General features: G+C 69.3%; 15 protein-coding genes. 13 read left to right on the forward strand and 2 right to left on the reverse strand.

The features are described 5' to 3' along the window. Positions 1-63 precede the first annotated feature (63 nt). From E4J16_RS04790 to lysA, 4 genes are all read left to right on the forward strand, one after another. On the forward strand, positions 64-1,230 hold the full coding sequence (locus E4J16_RS04790; RefSeq protein WP_136313404.1) for a hypothetical protein: 1,167 nt from the start codon (positions 64-66) through the stop codon (positions 1,228-1,230). Further along, a complete protein-coding gene (locus E4J16_RS04795) occupies positions 1,227-3,686 on the forward strand; it encodes a tetratricopeptide repeat protein (RefSeq protein ID WP_136313405.1) in 2,460 nt (819 codons plus the stop codon). Before E4J16_RS04790 ends, E4J16_RS04795 begins: the two co-directional genes overlap by 4 nt. Positions 3,687-3,842: 156 nt before the next feature. Further along, positions 3,843-5,519, forward strand: a complete 1,677-nt coding sequence (argS, locus tag E4J16_RS04800) for an arginine--tRNA ligase (RefSeq protein WP_204519946.1) — start codon at positions 3,843-3,845, stop codon at positions 5,517-5,519. After that, a complete protein-coding gene (gene lysA / locus E4J16_RS04805) occupies positions 5,519-6,979 on the forward strand; it encodes a diaminopimelate decarboxylase (RefSeq protein WP_168709463.1) in 1,461 nt (486 codons plus the stop codon). The genes argS and lysA overlap by 1 nt, the downstream gene beginning before the upstream one ends. On the opposite strand, the gene E4J16_RS04810 is transcribed toward lysA, so the two are convergent. Together E4J16_RS04810 and E4J16_RS04815 are read right to left on the reverse strand one after the other, a co-directional pair. Continuing rightward, positions 6,976-7,377 (reverse strand): PIN domain-containing protein, encoded by a 402-nt coding sequence (locus E4J16_RS04810; RefSeq protein ID WP_136192847.1) that lies wholly within the window; start codon positions 7,375-7,377, stop codon positions 6,976-6,978. The two genes, lysA and E4J16_RS04810, sit on opposite strands and share 4 nt — an antisense overlap. Then, positions 7,374-7,724 carry a type II toxin-antitoxin system Phd/YefM family antitoxin gene (locus E4J16_RS04815; protein WP_136313408.1) on the reverse strand — a complete coding sequence of 117 codons (351 nt, stop codon included), beginning with the start codon at positions 7,722-7,724 and terminating at the stop codon, positions 7,374-7,376. The genes E4J16_RS04810 and E4J16_RS04815 overlap by 4 nt, the downstream gene beginning before the upstream one ends. A 167-nt stretch (positions 7,725-7,891) precedes the next feature. Between E4J16_RS04815 and E4J16_RS04820 the strand changes: the two genes are divergently transcribed. From E4J16_RS04820 to E4J16_RS04855, 9 genes are all read left to right on the forward strand, one after another. Beyond that, positions 7,892-8,158, forward strand: coding sequence for a hypothetical protein (locus tag E4J16_RS04820; protein ID WP_136192849.1), 267 nt, complete (start codon positions 7,892-7,894; stop codon positions 8,156-8,158). 1,097 nt (positions 8,159-9,255) lie between these two features. Next, positions 9,256-9,414: a hypothetical protein gene (locus E4J16_RS15090; RefSeq protein ID WP_168709464.1), complete on the forward strand. Its 159-nt coding sequence runs from the start codon at positions 9,256-9,258 to the stop codon at positions 9,412-9,414. Between the two features lie 142 nt (positions 9,415-9,556). Further along, positions 9,557-10,894, forward strand: coding sequence for a homoserine dehydrogenase (locus E4J16_RS04825; protein WP_136314590.1), 1,338 nt, complete (start codon positions 9,557-9,559; stop codon positions 10,892-10,894). A gap of 7 nt (positions 10,895-10,901) precedes the next feature. After that, positions 10,902-11,801, forward strand: a complete 900-nt coding sequence (gene thrB / locus E4J16_RS04830; RefSeq protein ID WP_136192850.1) for a homoserine kinase — start codon at positions 10,902-10,904, stop codon at positions 11,799-11,801. A 261-nt stretch (positions 11,802-12,062) separates the two neighbouring features. After that, entirely contained in the window at positions 12,063-14,090 is a 2,028-nt protein-coding gene (gene rho / locus E4J16_RS04835; RefSeq protein ID WP_136192851.1) for a transcription termination factor Rho, read from the forward strand. Between the two features lie 171 nt (positions 14,091-14,261). Continuing rightward, positions 14,262-14,474: a 50S ribosomal protein L31 gene (gene rpmE / locus E4J16_RS04840; protein ID WP_136192852.1), complete on the forward strand. Its 213-nt coding sequence runs from the start codon at positions 14,262-14,264 to the stop codon at positions 14,472-14,474. Between the two features lie 143 nt (positions 14,475-14,617). Then, complete coding sequence (gene prfA / locus E4J16_RS04845; protein ID WP_136313409.1) at positions 14,618-15,709, forward strand: peptide chain release factor 1; 1,092 nt, start codon at positions 14,618-14,620, stop codon at positions 15,707-15,709. 6 nt (positions 15,710-15,715) lie between these two features. Further along, entirely contained in the window at positions 15,716-16,582 is an 867-nt protein-coding gene (prmC, locus tag E4J16_RS04850; protein WP_136313410.1) for a peptide chain release factor N(5)-glutamine methyltransferase, read from the forward strand. 204 nt (positions 16,583-16,786) lie between these two features. Continuing rightward, positions 16,787-17,545 (forward strand): NAD(P)H-binding protein, encoded by a 759-nt coding sequence (locus E4J16_RS04855; protein WP_136192855.1) that lies wholly within the window; start codon positions 16,787-16,789, stop codon positions 17,543-17,545. Position 17,546: the final 1 nt, after the last annotated feature.

Consider the following 17,546-nt stretch of genomic DNA (forward strand, 5'->3'; position numbering starts at 1 on the left):
CTTGACGTACGTGAATCTTCACGTATAGTTGTACGTGAAGATTCACGTACGTTGGAGGTCGTCATGGACTCGCTTGGCCTGGTTGTGCTGCCACAACCCGGAAATGCCCGAGATCTCAAGAACTTCGTGGGGCGTGTTGCGGTCAGTGTCCGCGCCCGTCAGCAGCTGCTGGCAGGGGCGAATCTCCTGCTCACGGACCCCAGGCGCATGGGCAAGACCTACTGGCTACACGCATTCGCTGACAGGGAGACCGCCTTCCGGCCGTACTTCATCGACTACGAGGGTGTGGGGACTTCGGAGCGCTTCCTCGTGGTGACCGCGGAGGGGCTGCTTAAGAACCCTGACCTGCCTACCCGGGCCCGTGAGGTCCTCAAAACGGTGTTCGACCACGTCGACACGGTCGGGCTTGCCGGATTGACTCTCAAGACCTACCACCGCGAGACCCCGCCGTTGCGCCTGCTGACCGACATCCTTGCCGCACTGGACCAAGGCGACGACTCGGCCATCCCGCTGATCCTCATGGATGAGGTGCCCATGGCGGTCGACAATATTGCAAGCAACGAGGGCCCGCAGGCGGCTAAGGAGCTATTGCAGACCCTGCGCGGGCTCAGGCAGCAGTACACCCGAGTGCGCTGGATCGTCACCGGCTCTGTCGGCTTCCATCACGTGCTTGAGCAAGCGGGGACTACCAGCGGCGACATCAACGACCTGGAGACGCTGCACCTCGGGCCCATGCCCGATGATGAGGCGCGCGAGCTGGCGCAAGCGCTTCTCCGCGGCATTGGGCAGATGCCTTCCGATCCGGTTGTCGCTAAGCTGGTTGAGGTGGTAGGCGGGGTCCCCTTCATAATGCACGCCGTCGCCGGCGGCCTTGATCGGGCTGGAGGAACGCTCGGGCCGCAGGATGTCGGGGAGGCCTTCGAGGACATCATTGATGATCCGGACAGGTTCCAGCAGCTGAAACACTTTGAGCAGCGGGTGCGCGTGTACTACGGGCAGAAGGCGCGGCTCGCCGCGCGAGTGCTCAGCGCTACGGCGACGGCCGCACCGCGGGCGTGGGTTCCACTGGCCGAGGCCGTGAAAGACGATGTCTCGGAAGAGCTGGATGAGGTTGTCGGACTGCTGTGCAGCGACCATTACCTTGAGCGTCGCGGCTCGCGCGTGCGCTGGCGTTATCCGGTCTTCGCCTATATCTGGGCACGTAAGCACAACCTCCTGGAGCGTCCATGACAACGATCTCCCGATACACCCCCTCCACCATGCCCGGTGAGCAGCTCGAGCGCCTGTTCGTGGCGCGCGAGCGGATCCTGGACCGGCTCGTGGAGCGCGTGGAGGCGCTGGGAACCACCCCGAGCCCGCATCACACCCTCCTGGTCGGGCCGCGGGGGGCGGGCAAGACCCACCTCATCGCCCTGGTTGCACATCGCGCCCGCCGCCTGATTGCGGGCGGCCAACTAATGCGCATAGCGTGGTTGCCCGAGGACCCGTGGACGATCGTGTCCTACGGGAGACTGCTGGCGGCCATCCTTAACGCGGTAGGAGAGGAGCCCGACTCGCCTCCCAGCGAGGACCAGCTCGATGCGCAACTGCGCGCCTCGCTGCGTACCAACGGCCCGGTACTGCTGCTCATGGAGAACGTGGACCAGATCCTCAATGCGATTGGCGACCTCGGCCAGCAGCGCCTGCGGAATCTCTTCCAGACCGAGCCCGGTATTCTCCTGATCGGTTCCACGACGACGCTGGACCGGGTACTTGCCGATGAGGCCTTCCCCTTCTTCGACTTCTTCGACACGATCCGCCTTGAGCCCTTCTCCGCCCGGGAGGCCCAGGACATGCTGCGGGCTCTCGCCCACGAGGGCGAGGACAGTGCGCTGGAGGAGCGGCTGGAAGACGCCGACGCCGTCGCCCGCATTCACACCATCGCGCACCTGGCGGGCGGCCAACCACGATTGTGGGCGCTGCTCGGCAGCGTGCTGACGGTGGAGCAGGTGGATAACATCACCGATCTTCTGCTCAGTCGCTTCGACGATCTCACCCCCTACTATCAGGAGCGGCTCGCGCGGCTCTCACCGCAGCAGCGGCTCGTCGTCGCCGAACTGGCTGCGGCCGACCGGCCACTGCCGGTCAAGGCGATCGCCGAGCGCGTGGGTGCGGACCAGCGCAGCGTGGCCAAGTCGGTGAACGACCTGGCGGACCAGGGCTGGCTCGCCGCAGTCTCAACCCCGTTCGCCCATCTGCTCGACCGGCGCAGGACCTACTACGAGCTGGCCGAGCCGCTGGCTCGGCTCGCCTTCCAGATCAAGGAGTCCCGTGGTGAGCCGCTTAAGCTCATCATTGAGTTCCTGGTCAACTGGTTCGACGCCGAGGAGCTGCACGCATCGGGAAGGAACGAGTACGCCCGCGCCGCGCTGGAAATGATCGACCAGGATGAGACGCTCAGCCTTGTGCGCGGCCTGACGAGTCTTCCTGCTGTGCGCCGCCCCTCGCTCGCCCTGATGGGCCGGGTTGAGGACGCTCTTGCCGCTCTTGCCGGCGGAGATGCCGAGCCGGTTATGAGCCTGCCGAGCACGCTGCGGCAGGCGATAGAACTGCGTTACGGTGACGATGAAGGCATCACTGGCATGCGCCTGCTGCTGCTTGAACGCGCGCTGACGGAAGTGGGGAATGTGCCGCAGGCGGACTCGCAGGAGGCGTGGCTGTCACGTGCCGAACGGCTCGACGGCGAGGCGCGGTCTCACCAAAGCCGCCTTATGCATGTGCGTTGGCTGGCCGCCGGCTGGCGTCTGGGTGAGGCTGAGGCGGCGCTCTCGACGATTCCGCCGGGGATTGAGCATGTCGATGGTCAAGAGGCGCTCGCTGATGCCTATCAGGCCTCGGGGCGGGTATCGGAGGCCGTCGAGTTGTATAAGCAAGTAGTTCAGGACCGCCTGCGGCTGCTGGGTCCGGACCATCCCGGTAGTCTAGCAAGCTGCAACAACCTTGCCAGTGCTTACCAATCGGTCGGACGGCTCGCTGCGGCTATCGACCTGTATCAGCAGGTCCTGGACGACAGTATGCGGGTCCTCGGGTCAGACCACTCCAACACTCTTACCGTTAGCAATAATCTTGCTAGTGCTTACCATTCGGTTGGGCGGCTTGATGAGGCTGTCGACCTGTACCGGCAGGTTTTGCAGGATCGTTTGCGTGTTCTAGGTCCAGACCATCCCGGCACTCTGAATGCTCGCAGTAACCTTGCTGGTGCTTACCATTCGGTTGGGCGGCTTGATGAGGCTGTCGACCTGTACCGGCAGGTTTTGCAGGATCGTCTGCGCGTCCTGGGGCCCGACCACCCCGACACCTTGATCAGCCGCAACAATCTCGCATACGCCTACTATTCGGTTGGGCGGCTTGATGAGGCTGTCGACCTGTACCGGCAGGTTTTGCAGGATCGTCTGCGCGTCCTCGGCCCGGACCACCCCCACACCCTGGCCAGCCGCAACAATCTCGCCTACGCCTACGAGTCGGCGGATCGGGTGGGGGATGCCATCGGTCTGTACGAGGAGGCACTTGAGGCGGCGCTGCGTGTTCTGGGGCCGAACCAGTCTCAGACCTTGGCAATCCGTGAAAACCTCGCAACCGCATACCGCTTGGTAGGGCGCCCGGAGGATGCTGAGAACCTGCTGGCCGAGTGGCCCTCCGGGGGCTGATGTCACGCGCGCGGCATCGGGCAGAGCGTGACGGACCCATATCTACCGACCTCGGTACGTAACGTCTACCGACCTCGGTACGTAAGATCTACCGATCTCGGTGCGGGATCCGGGATGGTTTCGGCGGGTCGGGGCGGTGCCGGTACGCTGGCGTGCGTGACCCCAGAAGAGCTCGCCGAAGCGATCCGCAACGTCCTCATCGCCGCCGCCAGTGACGGCAGCCTCGCCCTGCCAGTGGAGGAGGTGCCGGTCCCCAAGGTCGAGCGCCCCCGCTCCCGCGAGCACGGCGACTGGGCCACCAACGTCGCCATGCAGCTGGCCAAGAAGGCCGGCACCAACCCGCGTGCCCTGGCCCAGCTGCTGGCCGAGCGCGTGGGCGCCCTGGACGGCGTCGCCTCCGCCGAGGTCGCCGGCCCCGGCTTCCTCAACATCCGCCTGGACGCCGCCAGCGCCGGCGAGCTCGCCCGCACCATCCTCACCGCCGGTACCGCCTACGGCACCAACGCCTCCCTGGCCGGCCAGCACATCAACCTCGAGTACGTCTCCGCCAACCCCACCGGCCCCGTGCACCTGGGCGGAGCCCGCTGGGCCGCCGTCGGCGACTCCCTGGCCCGCATCATGGCCGCCTGCGGCGCCGAGGTCACCCGCGAGTACTACTTCAACGACCACGGCACCCAGATCGACCGCTTCGCCCGCTCCCTGCTGTCCGCCGCCCGCGGCCAGGAGACCCCCGAGGACGGCTACGGCGGCAGCTACATCGGGGAGATCGCCGCCCGGGTGACCGCGGATGAGGCCGCCGCCGGCCGACCCGACCCCGCCACCCTGCCCGACGCCGAGGCCACCGAGGTCTTCCGCGCCCGCGGCGTCGACCTGATGTTCGCCGCCGTCAAGGCCGAACTGCACGCCTTCCGCACCGACTTCGACGTCTTCTTCCATGAGGACTCCCTGCACACCTCCGGCGCCGTCGAGCGCGCCATCGGCCGCCTGCGCGAGCGCGGCGTCATCTTCGAGGCCGACGGCGCCACCTGGCTGCGCACCACCGACTTCGGCGACGACAAGGACCGCGTCCTGATCAAGTCCGACGGCGACCCCGCATACTTCGCCGCCGACGTCGCCTACTACCTGGACAAGCGCGCCCGGGGCGCCGACTGCGCCATCTACCTGCTCGGTGCCGACCACCACGGTTACATCGGTCGCATGATGGCCATGTGCGCCGCCTATGGCGACGAGCCCGGCGTCAACATGCAGATCATCATCGGTCAGCTGGTCAACTTGGTGCGCGACGGGCAGCCGGTGCGCATGTCCAAGCGTGCCGGCACCGTGGTCACCCTGGAGGACCTGGTCGACGCCGTCGGCGTGGACGCGGCCCGCTACGCCCTGGCCCGCTCCTCCATGGACTCCATGATCGACATCGACCTGAACCTGCTGGCCTCCACCTCCAACGACAACCCCGTCTATTACGTCCAGTACGCCCACGCCCGCATCCGCTCCGTGGCGCGCAACGCCGCCGAGCGTGGCGTAACCCGCGAGGTCGGCTTCGACCCCGCCCAACTGGACACCCCCCACGATGCCCAGCTGCTGGGCGTGCTCGCCCAGTATCCGGCCATCGTCGCCCAGGCCGCCGCCCTGCGCGAGCAGCACCGCGTGGCCCGCTACCTGGAGACACTCGCCGCCGCCTACCACACCTGGTACGGCGCCACCCGCGTCACCCCGCGCGGTGACGACCCGGTCGACGCCGGGCACGTCGCCCGCCTGTGGGTCAACGACGCCGTCGGGCAGGTCATCGCCAACGGGCTGGGCCTGCTGGGCGTGAGCGCTCCGGAGCGCATGTGATGAGCGCCGTACCCGCGGGCGAGGCCCCCCTCGGCACCCTGGCCGCCCCCGAACCCGAGGTTCGTCCCGACCTGTGGCCCTCGACCGCCAGGCGCGGCGCCGACGGCGCCCTGGAGATCGGCGGGCGCAGCGTGGGGGAGATCCTCGCCGACGCCCCCACCCCCGTGTTCGTCCTGGACGAGGCCGACCTGCGCGGCCGCGCCGCCACCTGGGCCGCCGCCATGGCCGAGGAGTTCTGGCCGGGCTACGGCATGAGCGGCGGCGAGGCCTACTACGCCGGCAAGGCCTTCCTGACCACGCGGGTGGCCCGCACCGTGCTGTCCGAGGGGCTGGGCATCGACACCGCCTCCGCCGGAGAGCTGGCCGTGGGCGTGGCCGCGCTGGCCGCCGTTGACGGCGAGGCCGCCACCGCCCACGCCACCCGGCTGGGCCTGCACGGCAACGGCAAGACCCGCGCCGAGATCCGCACCGCGCTGGCTCACCGGGTCGGCCACCTGGTCCTGGACTCGGCCGAGGAGGTCGACCTGGCGGCCGCCGCCGTGCGCCGCCTGCGCGAGTCCGGTACCTACGGCCCCGCGGAGACCGGCTCGGTGATGCTGCGCCTTACCACCGGGATCCACGCCGGCGGGCACGAGTACATCTCCACCGCCCACGAGGACCAGAAGTTCGGCATCTCCGTGGCCACGGGTGCGGCGCTGGACGCCGCCCGCGCCGTCGTCGCCGCCCCGGAACTGACCCTGCACGGGCTGCACTCCCACATCGGCTCCCAGATCTTCGACCTGGCCGGATTCTGGGAGGCCGTCGGCGTCGTGCTGCGCCTGCGCCACCAGATCGCCGCGGCCACCGGGGTGCTGTGCGAGGAAGTGGACCTGGGCGGCGGCTACGGCATCGCCTACACCGGCGCCGACCCGGTCGCGCCCTCACCCGCCGAAGTCGCCCGCGCCCTGGCCGAGGCGGTCCGCTCCCTGTGCGCCGAACTCGGCGACGCCGTCCCGCACGTATCGGTCGAGCCCGGCCGCTCCATCGCCGGGCCGGCCATGGTCACCCTGTACACAGTGACCGGGCTCAAGCGCGTACAGCTGGGGGAGGGGGCCGCCCGCCTGTACGTGAGCGTGGACGGCGGCATGAGCGACAACATCCGCCCCGCCCTGTATGACGCCGCCTATACGGCCCTGGTGGCCAACCGGCGCCCCGACCCGGAGGCAGGACTGGTGCGTGCACGCGTGGTCGGCAAGCACTGCGAGAGCGGCGACGTGGTCGTGCGCGACGTGGACCTGCCCGCAGACCTGGCGGTGGGTGACGTGTTGGCAGTCCCGGCCACCGGCGCCTACGGGCGCTCCATGGCCTCCAACTACAACCTGTTCACCCGGCCCGGCGTCGCCTGGGTTGAGGGCGGCCGGCAGGGCTGGGTGCTGCGCCCGGAGACCATCGCCGACCTGCTCGCCCTGGAGGGAGACTAGGCCGACGGTTCTGGCGGGTCGAGTGTGCGGAGCCCCCGTACACGTGCGGCTTTGGCCAGGCGCGCGTCATGAGTGAGTACCGTCACCGGGTCGCGCGGGTCATCCAGGATGAGAGCTGTGGCCAGGTGAATCGCATCCAGCGACTTGAGCTCGCCGGTCAGTGCCTTGGCTCGGTCTATCACGGCGTCATTGATTGCGCATAGCCCAATCATCCGCAGCGCCGTGTCAGCGACGGCCAGTGCATGCTTCTCCCGGCGCAACGCCCTGAATAACTCGAGTTCTAGCAATGCCGAGGAGAGCAGTCTGTCTTCCGTAGCAGCGAGGTGAGCGGAGACTGCCTCATGACCGGGTTGGGCCAGGAGCACTAGAAGCACGGCGGAGGTATCAAGGTAGATCACCGTTCTTCCTCTCGTTCAGCCATGAAGTCGGCGTACAGCTGAGCGCCGTTTGGAACATTGACACTGGGCAGCGGGCCGGTTCGCTCGCATGCGGCCTCTTGGATGAGTCCTTCGCGCAGTAGACGCTCATAGGGAGTCTCCTCGGCTTCGATCGGTACCAGACGGACGACCGGGCGGCCGCGGTCGGTGATGGTGACGGGACGCCCGGAGGTGACGACGTCGGCCACGATCCGCCCGGAGCGCTGATTGAGCTCGCGGAGGCTAACGGTGCGAGTGATTGCGCCGACGGCGGAGCCGGAGTGCTGCGCACGGGCGTCATGCGGACCGGGTGCGGGTTGCGCGTTCATGGCTGGATTCTCCCAAATGTTCTACATGCTCTACAAGAGTCTGCCCGGCGGCTGCGCCCCCTGAGCCATTGGGGGAAGTCCCCTACTCCTTGAGGAGGAGCACCAGGGGGCTGCGGTTCCACCCCGGGGACGTACTGCGCGGGTGAGATCTTCCTTACGCTCTGGGCATGGACACGATGCGTTCTTCCCTGGAGACCCCGCCCCCGGCGTGGGGCCGGAATGACACTCCGTCGGGTTACGGCCGCCGCGTCGCCAGGTGGGGGAGCGACGGCATGCTGGTTGTATGGGCGCTGTTGACATGTGTCCTGGTGGGCTTGCTGCTCGCCGTCGCCGTGACCCCGTCCCTGTACAGCGCCTCGGGGCTAGCGCTGAGCCTGTCGGCGCTGGTCGGCTGGGGTCTCCTCAGCGCAAGGGTGGTGCGCGGGCTGCGGTGAGCCTGGGCAGGGGCGCCCCACCGCCACACCCGGGTACGCATCCCACGCCCACCAGCACCCAACTCACCAGACCCCCAAACCGCAAGATCCGAATAACTGAGGCGCATTAACCTGAGCGTGGCGCCCATCGGCGGGCCGATCTCGGCAGGCAGTGCCGAGGGCGGTGTTATTCGCTCGCAGGTTGCCGCAGGGCCGGTCGCGCTAATCGGTGGAGTCACTGTTCTCGGTATATGCGACCGAGCTCGCACCACCCGGCATACACGTGGTGTATACGGTATCCATCTGTGCTATTCCGGCTGTTCGTGTTTGTGGGTGTGGTTGGTGGGGGTGGGAGTTGTCGGCTGGGGTGCGGGGTCGGGCCTTGTCGTTGACGCCCGCGTCGCCGGGTGCGGGCAGGTCGGGTGCCGGGCGTGTTTTCCCGGGTGGGATCTGGCGCGTAGGCCGGCGCGGGGCCTGACGGTTCGTACCTTTGGTTGACGGTTCGGCACATAGCGCCGACGATTCGTACCTTCCGGCGACGGTTCGGCACCCAGGGGTACGTACCGTCGCCGGAAGGTACGAATCGTTGACCAGAAGGTACGAACCGTCGCGTGAACGTACGAATCGCCGGCCGGAGGGCGTGAGCTGCCGGGCGAGCATCCGAGTCCTCCCATCCCAACCGCCGCATTCCGGAGGGATCCGCCGGGAATCGGCGTATCCGTCGGCATCTGCCGTGACCCGCCCAGGCTCACGACGATCAATCACGCCCGTCCCACCCGCACCTGCCAGAGCGGCCCCGCCGGGACGTCCACAACGACCGCCACCAGGCCCTCACCTGCACACCACCGCATCCTCAAACGCGAAGAGCCGCTATTCCTCCGGCCTGGCCGGGGAAGATCTGGCCGGTACGCAATGTGAAGGTGCGTGAGAAGAAAGGATCGGAGTGCGCTCAAGGCGTCGAGCTGCTCCGTGAAGTAATTGCCCGCCGCTTGCCGGAGTTGAACCTGGACCGGCTACTGGATGATCAGGTGGACAGTCTGATCCGTTAATCCGGTGAACTGTTCCGGGACTTGTTCCTACAGGTCTCCGATCTGTTGGCCAAGCAAGGGGGCTTCCCGGTGGATGATAAGAAGATAGAAAGCGTCTGGTGCAAGGAGCGTTCCCACGTCAACGTGGGGCGGGTGGCGCAGGCCCGGGGTGATTCCGAAACCGCTGACGCCCCGACCCGGGAACACGAGCAGATCACGCGGCTCATTGAGGAGCAGGCTGAGGCCTGACCCCGATTCTGCTGCAGCTCACCGAACCGGGGAAGCGCCAACTCCTCGGCGCCGCCTATGCTGTGCCGAGTCACGCTCGCCCGCCCCGGCGAGCCCGCACACACTCGAGGTGGTTCCCGTGAAACAGCAGGCAGCCCAGGAAATGGCGCAGTCAGGCCGGGCGGTCGCGCCCACGCCTGACCGCCCCACACTGCGCGTCGGAGTCCTCGGCTCCGGCACCGTCGGCACCCAGGTGATCCGGCTGCTACTGGAGCAGGCCGATGACTTCGCCGCCCGCTCCGGCTCCCGCCTGGAGATCACCGGCGTGGCCGTACGCGACGTGGACGCGCCCCGCGACGACTCCGTCCCACGCGAGCTGCTCACCGACGACGCCGAGTCCGTCGCCACCTCCAACGACATCGTCATCGAGCTCATCGGCGGCATCGAGCCGGCCCGCACCCTTATCCTGGCCGCCTTCGCCTCCGGCGCCAGCGTCATCACCGGAAACAAGGCACTCATCGCCGCCCACGGCCCCGAGCTGTACGCGGCCGCCGCCGAGGCGAACACTGACTTCTACTACGAGGCCGCCGTCGCCGGCGCCATCCCGGTGGTCTACGCCCTGCGCGAGTCCATGGCCGGCGACCGCGTCACCAGTGTGCTCGGCATCGTCAACGGCACCACCAACTACATCCTGGATGAGATGAGCACCAAGGGGCTGTCCTTCGACGCCGCCCTGGCCGCCGCTCAGGAGCTCGGTTACGCCGAGGCCGACCCCACGGCCGACGTCGACGGCCTTGACGCCGCCGCCAAGGCCGCCATCATCGCCTCCCTCGCCTTCCACACCCGTGTGGGAATGGACGACGTCGAGGTCGAGGGCATCCGCTCCATCACCGCCGACGACATCCGCGAGGCCCACGCCTCCGGCTGCGAGCTCAAGCTGCTTGCCATCGCCCAGCGCCGCGAGGACGAGCAGGCCAACGGCATCTCCGTGCGCGTGCACCCCGCCCTGGTCCCGGCGGACCACCCGCTCGCCAGCGTCCACAGCGGCTTCAACGCCGTGCTGGTGGAGGCCGAGGCCGCCGGCCGGCTCATGTTCTACGGCCAGGGCGCCGGCGGCACCCCCACCGCCTCCGCGGTGCTCTCCGACGTCGTCGCCGCTGCCGCCCACCGGGTCAACGGGGGGCAGGCGCCCCGTGAGTCCAACTACGCCGAGCTGCCGATCCTGTCACCCGAGCAGGCGCTGACCCGCTACCAGATCCAGCTGCGGGTGGCCGACGCGCCCGGCTCGCTGGCGGCCGTCGCCCAGGTCTTCGGTGACCACGACGTTTCCATCAACTCGGTGCGGCAGGCCAGCTACGTGGACGTCGGCGACGAGCTGGCGCTGGTCACCATCGTCACCCACGCGGCGCCGGTCGGCAGGCTCGAGGCCGCCGTTGAGGGGCTGCGCGCGCAGGAGCGCGTCGCCGAGGTCGTCTCCACCCGTCGCGTCGAGGGACTGTGACGCGGAGATGAGACTGGCCAACGAGCGTGCGGCGGTGCGCGTGCCCGCGACCACCGCGAACATGGGCCCCGGCTTCGACTCCTTCGGGATGGCCTTCACCTACTACGACGAGGTCGAGGTCCGCCCGATCGTCGGCGCCACCAGCGTCACCGTCGAGGGCGTGGGGGCGGGCACGGTCCCCACTGACGACTCCAACCTGGTGGTGCGCGCCCTGCGCGCCGGCCTGGACGCCGCCGGCGCGCCGCAGGCGGGATTCGAGATGCACTGCCTCAATCGCATCCCCCACGGAGGCGGCATGGGCTCCTCGGCGAGCGCCGCCGTCGCCGGGCTCATGCTTGCCCGCGGCCTGCTCTCAGACCCGGAGGCGCTTCCGGATGAGGAGGTCTTCCGGATCGCCACCGGCTTCGAGGGGCACCCCGACAACGTCGCCCCCGCCGTATATGGAGGCGCAACCGTCGCCTGGATCGAGGCCGACGGCACCCCGTGCGCCGCCCCTATGCCCGTGGACGCGAGCCTGGCGGTGAGCCTGCTCGTGCCGCCGTCGACGACGCGCCTGAGCACCGAGGAGGCCCGCAAGGTCCTGCCCGACTCCGTGCCCCGCGCCGACGCGCTGTTCAACACCTCCCGCGCCGCCATCCTCATGCTGGCGCTGGCGGGCCGACCCGACCTGCTGATGGCGGGCACCGAGGACCGGCTGCACCAGGAGTACCGCCGCGACGTGCTGCCCGCATCCATGGCCGTCATGGACTCCCTGCGCGAGCAGGGATACCCGGCGGTCATCTCCGGCGCGGGCCCCACCGTGCTGGTCCTGGCGGACCTGTCCCAGCAGACCCGGTTCACCCTGGAGCGTCACGGCTGGACGGTACTGCGTCCCGGCATCGACCTGACCGGCGCGCAGCTGGTGTAACCCGGTGACCGTGACCGAGGAGTAGAGGGGAGAGGCCTCACACGGCCCGATGCCGGAATCCGGTTTGGACATCTGCTCCGGTCTGCTACTGTTTCCCCGGTGGCAGGCCGAAACGAAGCGGCAGGCCCCGTGCGCACCAGGCTGAGGCCGTAGGCCCTGCCGCGGAACCTCGTCGGTGCACGACTCAATCCCGTGACATTCCGGGACAGTCCCAGATACATCCGCCACATCCGGCTGATGCCCACACCGTTAAGGACACTCGTGACCGAGATTTACAGCGCTCGCCCTTCGCTGTCCACCATGCGGCTGGCTGAGCTCCAGCAGCTCGCCTCAACCATGGGGCTAAAGGGCACTTCACGTATGCGGAAGAGCGAACTCATCGCCGCTATCCGCGAGAACCAGAAAGCAGCACCTGCGGGAGCCTCCGCTCCGGCGGCGCAGGCGGCCGGGAAGCAGGCCGAGCAAAGCGAGACTCCGCCCCCGGCGCGGCGCCGCGACCGGCCCGAGTCTCCCGCCGAGGAGGCCGACGTGCCGGAATCCAAGCGGGAGGAGGCGGGCGCTGACGCGCCGTCGCCCGATCGCTCCGCCCGGGCCCGTGCCCGACGCCGTGTGACCGCCGCGGCGGGAGCCCCCAAGGACGCCCCCGCATCGCCGGAGGTGCCCCTGGTCCTGGACCTGCCCCAGCCCCCCGAGGCGGGGGAGTCGGACGGCCAGGCGCCTGCACGCGCCGGCCGTCGTACGGCCGACTCCTCGGCCTCCGACTCCTATGAGGGGTCTCGCCGTTCCCGACGCCGCGTCCAGGCGGCCTCCGGCGGTTCCGAACGCCGCCACGGCTTCGAGCTTCCTGCTGAGGACCACGCCGACGCCAAGGCCGCACTCATGCGTGACCTGGCCGACGCCACCGGCACTCCCGCGGTAGACGCGGGCGAGCGCCGTCGTCGCAGCGGAAACGACTGGGACGAGCAGGCCGACGACGACACCCGTGGCGGGCGCCGTCGCCGCGGCCGCAAGCGCCGGGACCGCGGCGACTACGACGGGAACCAGGACCGGGGCCAGCAGCCCCGTGAGGAAGAGGTCCTGCTGCCGGTCGCCGGCATCCTCGACATGGCCGACCGCCAGCACGCCTACCTGCGCACCTCCGGATACCTGCCCGGCCCCAAGGACGTGTACGTCAGCGGCCAGCAGATCAAGGACAACGGCCTGCGCGCGGGCGACGCCATCACCGGCTGGGTCCGCGAGAACGGAGACAACAACCCCGGCAACGGCGGGGGCGTCGGCCGCGGCCGCCGCCAGAACCGTACGAACCGGCTGAAGTACAAGCCGCTGGTCTCCGTAGAGACCATCAACGGCATGGACCCCGAGCGGGCCAAGCGCCGCCCCGAGTTCACCAAGCTCACCCCCCTGTACCCGCAGGAGCAGCTGCGCCTGGAGACCACCCCCAAGGCACTCACCCCGCGAGTCATCGACCTGGTCTCACCCATCGGCAAGGGCCAGCGCGGCCTGATCGTCTCACCGCCCAAGGCCGGAAAGACGATCATCCTGCAGCAGATCGCCAACGCGATTGCCATCAACAACCCGGAGGCGCACCTGATGGTGGTGCTCGTTGACGAGCGCCCCGAGGAGGTCACCGACATGCAGCGCACGGTCAAGGGGGAGGTCATCGCCTCCACCTTCGACCGGCCCGCCTCCGACCACACCACGGTGGCCGAGCTCGCCATTGAGCGCGCCAAGCGGCTGGTGGAGCTGGGACAGGACGTGGTGGTGCTGCTGGACTCCATCACCCGCCTGGGGCGCGCCTACAACCTGGCCGCACCCGCATCCGGGCGCATCCTGTCCGGCGGTGTGGACGCCAGTGCCCTGTACCCGCCCAAGCGCTTCTTCGGTGCCGCCCGCAACATCGAGAACGGCGGCAGCCTCACAATCCTGGCCACCGCCCTGGTGGAGACCGGCTCCAAGATGGATGAGGTCATCTTCGAGGAGTTCAAGGGAACCGGCAACATGGAGCTGCGGCTGTCGCGGCAGCTGGCCGAACGGCGTGTCTTCCCCGCCGTCGACGTCGCCGCGTCCTCCACTCGCCGCGAGGAGCTGCTGATCGACCCCGCCCAGTTGAAGATCATGTGGCGGCTGCGGCGGCTGTTCTCCGGCCTGGAGCAGCAGCAGGCCCTGGAACTGGTGCTCGGCAAGCTCAAGGAGACCCAGTCCAACGCGGAGTTCCTCATGGTCATCTCCAAGACCACCCCGCAGGGCACCTCCCTGGCCGACGCGGACGACGACGCCAAGCTCGCCTGACGGCTGAACGCCCCGCCGAACCGCTCACCGCGTACCGAAGCCACCGTGCCGCGTCTCACCCGACGCGCGCATTGTGGCGGCTGGTGCGGCCTGGCACAATAGCCGACCGGCCTCCGGTTCACCCACACGCCCGTGTGGGACCCGGGACCCTCTATTCACAAGGAGAAACCTATGAAGCAGGGAATCCACCCCGAATACGTGTCCACCAAGGTCACGTGCACCTGCGGCAACAGCTTCGAGACCCGTTCCACCGTCACCTCCGGTGAGATCCGCGTGGACGTGTGCTCCGAGTGCCACCCGTTCTACACGGGCAAGCAGAAGATCCTCGACACCGGTGGCCGCGTGGCCCGCTTCGAGGCCCGCTACGGCAAGCGCAAGAAGTAAGCGCCTCACTTCTCGTCACTGCGACGATTCACGACCTTGGGGTGCGTTCCACGGCCGCACGATGCACGTGGAACGCACCCCAAGGTCGTAATCTGAGTCCTGATCCGTCCGCCCGTACCCTCCGAGCTGGAGAAAGGTGAGTTGTGAGCGTCGAGGACTTCTCCGCCGTACAGCCTCTGCTGGAGGAGCACGCCGCCATCGAGCGGGACATGGCCGATCCCGCCGTCGCCTCCGACCCCGGTGCCCTGCGACGCCTGGGGCGCCGCTACGCCGAGCTCGGACGCATCGTGGAGGCGTACCGGGCGTGGCGCGCCGCCGCCGACGACCTGGCCGACGCCGTCGAGCTGGCGCGTGACGACGCCGACTTCGCGGCCGAGCTGCCCGGCCTGCGCCAGGCCGAGCAGGAGGCCGCCGCCCGGTTGCGTGAGGTGCTGGCCCCGCACGACCCCGACGACGCCCGCGACGTCATCATTGAGGTCAAGGCCGGAGAGGGCGGGGAGGAATCCGCCCTGTTCGCCTCCGACCTGGCCCGCATGTACACCCGCTACGCCGAACGCATGGGCTGGGCCGTGGAGGTCATGGACGCCACCGACTCCGAGCTCGGCGGCTACAAGGACGTGCGCCTGGCCATCAAGGCGAAGGGCGCCGTCGAGCCGGCCGACGGCGTGTGGGCGCACCTGAAGTACGAGGCGGGCGTGCACCGGGTCCAGCGGGTTCCCGTCACCGAGAGCCAGGGCCGCATCCACACCTCCGCAGCCGGCGTGCTGGTGATGCCGGAGGTCGACGACCCCGGCGAGCTGGAGATCGACCCCGCCGAACTGCGCATCGACGTGTTCCGCTCCTCCGGGCCCGGCGGGCAGTCCGTGAACACCACAGACTCCGCCGTGCGCATCACCCACCTGCCCACCGGGATCGTGGTGTCCATGCAGAATGAGAAGTCCCAGCTGCAGAACAAGGAGGCGGCCCTGCGCGTGCTGCGGGCGCGGCTGCTCGCCGAGCGCGCTGCCGCCCAGGCCGCCGAGGCCGCCGCCACGCGCCGCTCCCAGGTCCGCACGGTCGACCGCTCCGAGCGGATCCGCACCTACAACTTCCCCGAGAACCGCATCGCCGACCACCGCACCGGCTACAAGGCCTACAACCTCGACGCCGTGCTCGACGGCGACCTCGGGCCGGTCATCGACTCGGCGATCGCCATGGATGAGGCCGAGCGCCTGGCCGCCGCCGGCGAGCAGTGAGCCACTGTGACCGAGTTGGACTGCTACGCGCTGCGGCGGCTCGTGCGTGAGGCGGGGCAGGCGCTGGCCCGGGCGGGGGTCGCCTCGCCGGACGCCGACGCCCGGCAACTGGCCGAGCACCTGCTGGGTGGGCCGGTGCTGCTCGCCGACGGCGCCCCGGAGGGCTTTGCCGCCGCATACGAGGCATTGGTGGAGCGCCGGGCCGCCCGCGAGCCGCTGCAGCACATCCTGGGCACGATGTGGTTCCGGGGGCTGGAGCTCACCTGCCGACCCGGCGTGTTCATCGTCCGCCCCGAGACCGAAGTTGTGGCCGGGGCGGCGATCGAGGCCGCCCGCGCCGTTGCCGCGGAGGAAGGGCGCGGCCCCGTGGTCGTGGACCTGTGCACCGGCTCGGGCGCCATCGCCGCCGCGGTCGCCGTGGAGGTTCCCATGGCCCGCGTGTGGGCGGTTGAAACAGCCCCCGCCGCCGTCGCACTGGCGCGCGAGAACAGCGAGCACCTCGCGCCGGGAAAGGTGGCGATCATTCGCGGCGACGCCAGTGACCCGGCCGTGCTCGCAGAACTGGACGGGCGAGTCGATGTGGTCGTCTCGAACCCGCCGTACGTGCCCGCGGGAGCGGTGGAGGATCTGGAGACCGAGCGGCATGACCCGGACCTGGCCCTGTACGGCGGGGGAGGGGACGGCTTGTGCCTGCCGCGCGCCGTCGTCGAGCGGGCCGGGGCGTTGCTGCGTCCCGGTGGGGTGCTGGTCATGGAACACGACCCCAGCCAGGCCGCGCCGTTGCGGGCCGCCTCCCGGGAGGCCGGATTCGCCAAAGCCACCACCGGAGTGGACCTGACCGGGCGGGGCCGCTTCCTGCGGGCGGTACGGTAGAGCGACCGGCCGCAAGCGTGACGCTCGGTTGAGGGGAGTCCTGCCAGGCCCTGTTTCGCGCGACCTGGAAGCGTCGGTTGGAATGCGGGACGATTCTGCGCACCGGCAGTCAGGACCCGCTCCGCGACGGGCACCCCGGCTGGCAACACCACCTCTCCGGGACTCGCCCGGACCGAACCGCAAGCGCAGAAAAGAGCACCCCTAATGACCACCATCCTCGCCATTGGAGCCACCGGACAGGTCGGACGTGTCGTCGTCGACGAGGCGCTGCAGCGCGGTCTGGAGGTCCGGGCCGTCACCCGGAGTGCCGCCCGCGCCCGCCGCTCCCTGGCCGACGGCGCCGAGGTCGTCGAGGCGGCCGCCACCGATGCGGAGGCACTGCGCCCGCTGCTGCAGGACGTCGACGCCGTCGTCCTCACCCACGGCACCGACAATGACGGCAAGGGCGGGGCGACCTTCTACGACGTGGTCCGCGCCGTGGTCGCAGCCCTGGGGGACGGAGCGACCCACATCAGCCTCATGACCACCATGAACGCCTCCCACTCCGCCCGTGCCGGTGCCAGCGGTTACGAGTTCATCGAGTGGAAGCGTCGCGCCGAGAGGCTCGTGCGCGCCTCCGGTCACCCCTACACCATCGTGCGTCCCGGCTGGTTCGACTACCAGGGCCCCGCCGACCGGCAGATCGACCTGCGCCAGGGAGACCTGGTCACCGGGCAGCCCGGAGTCGACCGGCGTCACATCGCCCAGGTCCTCCTGGAGGGCGCTCTCAACCCCTCCGGTGCGCGCCGAACCGTGGAGGTATTCAGCAAGGCGGGCGCGCCCGTCACCGACTTCGAGGCCCTGTTCGCCGCGACGCGCGCCGACGAGGCCGGCGCACTTGACGGCGTGCTCGACACCAACAACGTCCCGCTGGACCAGGAGCCGCAGCGCGTGCAGGATGACGTCGCCCGGCTGGGCAAGTGAC

Source organism: Actinomyces procaprae (genome assembly GCF_004798665.1).
GTDB lineage: Bacteria > Actinomycetota > Actinomycetes > Actinomycetales > Actinomycetaceae > Actinomyces > Actinomyces procaprae.

What these genes read in the sequence shown, in the direction of transcription:
- thrB (WP_136192850.1), top strand. Translation starts at nt 10,902, where the DNA reads ATGAGACTGGCCAACGAGCGTGCGGCGGTGCGCGTGCCCGCGACCACC.
- E4J16_RS04795 (WP_136313405.1), top strand. Translation starts at nt 1,227, where the DNA reads ATGACAACGATCTCCCGATACACCCCCTCCACCATGCCCGGTGAGCAG.
- rpmE (WP_136192852.1), top strand. Translation starts at nt 14,262, where the DNA reads ATGAAGCAGGGAATCCACCCCGAATACGTGTCCACCAAGGTCACGTGC.
- E4J16_RS04855 (WP_136192855.1), top strand. Translation starts at nt 16,787, where the DNA reads ATGACCACCATCCTCGCCATTGGAGCCACCGGACAGGTCGGACGTGTC.
- lysA (WP_168709463.1), top strand. Translation starts at nt 5,519, where the DNA reads ATGAGCGCCGTACCCGCGGGCGAGGCCCCCCTCGGCACCCTGGCCGCC.
- E4J16_RS04820 (WP_136192849.1), top strand. Translation starts at nt 7,892, where the DNA reads ATGGACACGATGCGTTCTTCCCTGGAGACCCCGCCCCCGGCGTGGGGC.
- E4J16_RS04790 (WP_136313404.1), top strand. Translation starts at nt 64, where the DNA reads ATGGACTCGCTTGGCCTGGTTGTGCTGCCACAACCCGGAAATGCCCGA.
- E4J16_RS04825 (WP_136314590.1), top strand. Translation starts at nt 9,557, where the DNA reads ATGGCGCAGTCAGGCCGGGCGGTCGCGCCCACGCCTGACCGCCCCACA.
- E4J16_RS04815 (WP_136313408.1), bottom strand. Translation starts at nt 7,724, where the DNA reads ATGAACGCGCAACCCGCACCCGGTCCGCATGACGCCCGTGCGCAGCAC.